A 5,560-nucleotide genomic window follows, 5' to 3' on the forward strand; every position below is an offset into this window, starting at 1 on the left:
TCTATCCTTGCTCTTCGCTGTGCCTATCTCAACGGTCAACTTTCAATTTGATGTATTTGCCAAAGTGAGATGCACCCCTTTAATCCAACCAATTACCAGTGACAGCCAAATATCATCTAGAACCCATTTATCCTCTGATAAAAATCTCTGAAGTTTTTTTCTTCTACTTTCAAATTTAATGGGTATCGCTAGTTTTGTCGCTATGCTTTCCAATGTGACTTCTTTAATCGATTGCACTACTTGAATCAATAAAATTGTCAATAAGTAATTAGAACGTGTCAGCTTTTCTGACAAATGGGCATGATATAATTCTGGTATCATTTAATTGTTTTTGGGTAAGAAGCTTTCTTACCCTATCTTTTTTGAGGCGATTTGTCTAGGATTGCCTCCCTGTCTGTTTTTCAGGCAACCTGTCACCCCGTCAGGAAAAATTGAACGAGTTAAATTATTGACAAGCATTTGAAGTTTAAAAAAAGCATCGGATAACTTAGGAAAAGTAAAACCCACATTCCGCAGTTCTGGCTTTGATGACTAAGGATTTTCATACATTCAGTGTAGGAAAAATGGTATCCGCTCAATAAGTAGGGGTAGCAGAGAAAAAAAAGTAAGCAGAGTGCACAAAGTGTCATAAAATAAGACACATGACGCCAAAGATTATTTCACCAGACAAGTCATCCTCCAATATACTGCAAACCATCGACCCCCCAGGGATTGCAGACGAATCCATGCGTCATAAAGTAGAGCTTTTACTGAACCTCATAGAACAATTACAATTAAAAGTCAAAGACTTGGAGTCAGAGAATCAACGGTTAAAAGATGAAAACAACCGATTGAAGGGAGAGCAAGGAAAACCAGACATCAAAGCCAAGTCCAAAGGATTCAAAAGCCAGCACTCTTCAGAAAAAGAACGAAAAACGCCAAAAAAGCACAAAAAAGGCAGTAAGAACGCCACGATTAAAATAGATCGAGAAGAAATACTAGAATATCCCACAGACAAACTGCCAGCAGATGCAGAATTTAAAGGGTACGAACAAGTAATCATCCAAGATATCAGCTTGGCAACCGACAACATATTATTCCGGAAACAGAAATATTATTCACCCTCAGTCGGAAAAACTTATGTAGCAGAATTACCATTAGGTTACGAAGGAGAATTTGGACCAGGAATCAAAGCCTTAATCATCAGTTTGTACGCTAGGTGGCAATATGACGCAAGGCAAACTACTAGATTTTTTAGCAGATTTAGGTATTTCCATCTCAGCCGGTTATTTATCCAACCTGTTAATCAAAAACCACTCCAGTTTTGAAACCGAGAAAAAAGAAGTTTATGATTCAGGACTAGCGAGTAGCCCTTGGCAACACTTCGACCAAACTGGTGCGCGTGTAGGTGGAGTAAACCATACCACTAATATCATCTGCAACCCTTTATATACAGTCTACTTTACAACAGCTAATAAAGATAGACTGACGGTAATCAAAGGATTACAGCCAGGACGAGAACTAAAATTTATGCTGAATCCACTGACATTCTCACTAATTCAGGACTTCAAAATCCCGATTAAATGGCAGAATGCTCTCAAGCTATTACCTCAAGGAACTGTGTTGAGTGAGGCACAGTTTAATCACCTACTCAATAAGTATCTACCCAAACTGGGCGCTCAACAAGTTACCCGGATTAGGGAAGCAGCAGCTATTGCTTTCTACCATCAGCAAACAGATTGTCCAGTCGTACAAACTCTCTGTTGTGATGATGCCCCCCAATTCAAGTTAATCAGTGCTGAGCGAGCTTTATGTTGGGTGCATGAGGGAAGACATTACAAGAAGTTAAGCCCGGTATTCGCTTGCCATCAAGTAATTTTAGGGCAGTTTCTCGATGATTTTTGGGATTATTATCGGGAATTATTAGCTTATAAAGATGCTCCAAGTCCCGAAGCTGCACTGCTTTTAAGGTCTAAATTTCGGCTGCTTTTTGAAACTCCAAGCGGCTATGAATTGTTGGAAAAACGCAAACAATTAACTGCGATAAAAGTATCGGAGTTGCTCAGGGTTTTAGAACATCCTGAATTACCTTTACACAATAATCCGGCTGAGTTCGCTGCCAGAACTATGGTGCAGCGACGTAATATTAGCTATGCAACTCAGACGATTGAGGGTACGAGGGCTTGGGATACTTTTATGTCTCTTGTGGCTACTACTCGTCAGTTGGGAATCAGTTTTTAAGGGTTATGTGCGTGACCGAATTTCTCAACTTGGAATTATTCCCTCTCTATCTACTATTATTCGCTCCAAGTCTTCTCTTCATCCCTTGGGCTTGTCTTGGCAACTAGAATAACTGCTTCCCCTACTTATTGAGCCGATACCTAAAAACTTTTTAAGAAAGTATTGGTATTTATGTAGGTCTTTTAAGATTGTAAAATTTTTGTTTGAATTTTTTACTAAGGAACATAAATTTGATTTCCCCAAAATACATAAATATAATTGCACGGAAAAAATTAATTAGGATTGCTCTAGGTCTAGAAAATCATTTAGAATTGCTATAGTAGCTTTTGGATTGGTTTATACGGTCAATATTGGGTGATTGGAATAGAGTTTTGTCAAAAAATAGTTGCTGAATTAATGAGAGCTAGACCTAACCAACTGCCATTTTTTCAGAGGAGTTTGAGGGCTATGTCCTTGATTCAATCGGGGTTTTGACTCTTGTTGTCACCCCGTCAGGGTGCGAACAGCATAAAGGTGCAGAGATTACGTAAAACAAACGTAATTCTGCACCTTTGAAAGCACTGGCGATCGTGCTTTTGGGATCGGCGGACAGTATAAGTGTGGGGCTCTGTTTTTGTTAGCAACAATAAAATAGGTCGATCGCTCTTTTTATTCGAGGGCGCTTTTTTTCTTGGAGAGCACTCTTTTTCTTGGAGGGCGATCGCCCTTCCTTGTCCCCATCAATCTCCCGATCACGCTCGCGAAAACAATGAGACCGCGACGCTCTTTGGTTTAGGTGAAAAGAATATTTTACTGTTAGTTCTTCCCAAAACCTTTGCCGCGATTGGTTGAAGGCATACAAAGACAGTTTTCGAGTTGCGATCGCAAAGTCTCGGTATCCAAACCCTGACCGATAAGAACAAGCTGGTTTTTCCGCTCACCTTTCCACTCGTCATCGTCCATCGAAAATCGCTTGCCGCTCAAGTGGAAAATATGCCGTTTGGGACTTTCTTCAAACCACATAATCCCTTTCGCGCGAAACACATTTGTTGGCAGTTGTTTGTCTAAGAAATATTGAAATTTTCTCAGAGAAAATGGCTTGTCGCTCTGGAAAGAAATTGAGGTAAATCCGTCATTTTCTAAATGGTCGGAGTGGGCGTGATGGCTGTGGTCGTGATGGTCGTGATGGTCGTGATGGTCGTGGTCGTGATGGTCATGATCGTGACTGCTAGGAGTTTCCTCAGATTGGAAATATTTGTCAGATTCAAACAATCCGACGCTGAGGACGAGCGGTAGGGGAACTTGCGATTTTACCGTTCGCAGAATTCGAGCACCTTCTTTGACATCGCGAATCTTAACTTCCAACAAATCTAACTCTGCTTCTTCAACCAAATCAGTTTTGTTGAGGATAATTATATCGCCGTAAGCTATTTGACTGTAAGCTGCTTGAGAGTTGAACAAATCTAAGCTGTAGTTGGCTGCGTCTACTACTGTAACTATCGAATCTAGACGAGTCAGATCGCGCAGTTCTGTGCCTAAAAAAGTTAGAGCTACTGGTAGCGGATCGGCGAGTCCGGTTGTTTCGACTACTAGATAATCGAGATTTTCTTGACGTTCTAAAACTTTGTAAACTGCATTAACTAAATCTTCATTAATTGTGCAGCAGATGCAGCCGTTGTTCAGCTCAACCATGTTGTCGTCGGTGGTGACAATCAGTTCGTTGTCAATGCCAATTTCGCCAAATTCATTGACCAAAACTGCTGTTTTCAAACCCTGCTGGTTGGTCAGGATGTGGTTGAGCAGGGTTGTTTTGCCGCTGCCGAGAAATCCTGTTATGATGGTAACGGGTAAGCCGTGTTTGGGAGCGTCCATCGCCAGTTCTGTCTCGGACTGAGTTGTAGATTGCATAGCTTGAATGTCAAATAAGGTCTGAAGCTTAAACTTGTTGTTCTTATTGTATCTTATCTGAATTCCGAACAGCGCGTTACCAGCGCTAATTATCGGAAGTTGCCAACAATTCGATCCCACCATGTTTAATTTGGCGATCGAATTGTTGGTAAAAGTACCTCTAGGAGTTGGTCTGCAACGTGTTTCCAGGTAAACCCATCCGCTACAAATTTGGGGCCTGCTTCGCGAGAGCGATCGCACAACTCCGGCTGTTCTATAATATTTTTCATTAAGGCGATCGAATGTTCTAAATCTGGCATCAGGCGAAATATCGGCTGACCGTTAGAAGTACCTTCTTGAAACGTACTTTCGACGTGCCAAGCAAAATCTGGAGTTGTAAAATCATCCGTCGGGCCGCCTTTAGTGCAAATAAGCGGCAAGCCACAACCAATTGCTTCTAGTGCGGGCAAATTGAATCCTTCTGCTAAATAACTGTACTTTAGACTAAATAAAGATGAGAACGGTGGCTTTTAGAAGAACTAGAGCCACCGCGCCGAGAGAGAATAAGGGTGAAAAAGAAAACCTATCCACTCCCTAAATGAACAGTGAACGATTAAAGGAATTCCGTCAAGCAGCATACGAGTTATTAGTAAAAGCAAAAGATGCGACATTCGAGCTGATGGATGCAGTGATGACGACCAGGAATGCAGCCTGTTTGGCGGAATTTTCGCTCAATCCATTATTCCATCGTCAATGGTCAAGCGTCTACGAGGCATTGCAAGACTGTAGACCAGACCGGAAAAAACTGATGCTGCTGTATCTGGAGCAATTACAGAAGGAAGCACCCTCAACGGAACACGTTTTAGTGGCAATCGATCATACTGCATGGGGCAGACAGTCATGCCAAAACATTACAAGACAGAACCCATGAATATCACAAAGGCGTAATTATTGGACAGGGGTACAGTACAATTGCGTGGATACCCGAAGCAGAAGGAAGTTGGGCATTACCCCTACTACATGAACGAATTAGTAGTTGGTCTTCGCCAATAGAAAAAGCAGCTTCCCAACTCAAACTTGTTTGTGAACAGAGCATCAATCCAGTCTTAGCAGTTTTAGATCGAGAATATGGCAATGCTTGTTGGGTACTAGCGCAAGCTTCCATTCAAGCTGATTGCTTAATGCGACTCCGAAAGAATGCCTGTTTTTGGGGGAGCATCCCAATTTTGTAAAAGGGGAAAAGTATGATACAGTTCCCCTTTTATTTTAGCTGATCCCTATATTATAGGATGTAAAAAATTAGCGAGACTCTCATCAAATTCGCTTATCAAAATATATAAACTTAAACAAGTTGACCAAAAATACCTAAAGAATTTTAGAGAATTTATAATAATTCATGGGTGCATCTCACTTTGGCAAATACATCAAATTGAAAGTTGACCGTTGAGATAGGCACAGCGAAGAGCAAGGATAG

General features: G+C 41.2%; 6 protein-coding genes. 3 read left to right on the plus strand and 3 right to left on the minus strand.

What is annotated here, in order from left to right; translation table 11 throughout:
• Nucleotides 1-42: 42 nt before the first annotated feature.
• On the minus strand, nt 43-321 hold the full coding sequence (locus QUA43_RS30470; RefSeq protein ID WP_333379482.1) for a hypothetical protein: 279 nt from the start codon (nt 319-321) through the stop codon (nt 43-45).
• A 320-nt stretch (nt 322-641) separates the two neighbouring features.
• Between QUA43_RS30470 and QUA43_RS30475 the strand changes: the two genes are divergently transcribed.
• Both QUA43_RS30475 and QUA43_RS30480 read left to right on the plus strand, forming a co-directional pair.
• Nucleotides 642-1,307, plus strand: a complete 666-nt coding sequence (locus tag QUA43_RS30475; protein WP_333379484.1) for a hypothetical protein — start codon at nt 642-644, stop codon at nt 1,305-1,307.
• A 202-nt stretch (nt 1,308-1,509) separates the two neighbouring features.
• Nucleotides 1,510-2,220 (plus strand): transposase, encoded by a 711-nt coding sequence (locus QUA43_RS30480; RefSeq protein WP_333379486.1) that lies wholly within the window; start codon nt 1,510-1,512, stop codon nt 2,218-2,220.
• A 795-nt stretch (nt 2,221-3,015) separates the two neighbouring features.
• Here the strand turns inward: QUA43_RS30480 and QUA43_RS30485 are convergent.
• Both QUA43_RS30485 and QUA43_RS30490 read right to left on the minus strand, forming a co-directional pair.
• Nucleotides 3,016-4,107 carry a GTP-binding protein gene (locus tag QUA43_RS30485; RefSeq protein WP_333379488.1) on the minus strand — a complete coding sequence of 364 codons (1,092 nt, stop codon included), beginning with the start codon at nt 4,105-4,107 and terminating at the stop codon, nt 3,016-3,018.
• A gap of 125 nt (nt 4,108-4,232) precedes the next feature.
• Complete coding sequence (locus QUA43_RS30490; RefSeq protein ID WP_333379489.1) at nt 4,233-4,556, minus strand: glycosyltransferase family protein; 324 nt, start codon at nt 4,554-4,556, stop codon at nt 4,233-4,235.
• A 128-nt stretch (nt 4,557-4,684) separates the two neighbouring features.
• Here QUA43_RS30490 and QUA43_RS30495 point away from each other — a divergent pair, with 128 nt between their 5' ends.
• Nucleotides 4,685-5,017 carry a hypothetical protein gene (locus QUA43_RS30495; protein WP_333379491.1) on the plus strand — a complete coding sequence of 111 codons (333 nt, stop codon included), beginning with the start codon at nt 4,685-4,687 and terminating at the stop codon, nt 5,015-5,017.
• Nucleotides 5,018-5,560: the final 543 nt, after the last annotated feature.

The sequence above is a fragment of the Microcoleus sp. N9_B4 genome, assembly GCF_036701635.1.
Lineage (GTDB): Bacteria > Cyanobacteriota > Cyanobacteriia > Cyanobacteriales > Microcoleaceae > Microcoleus.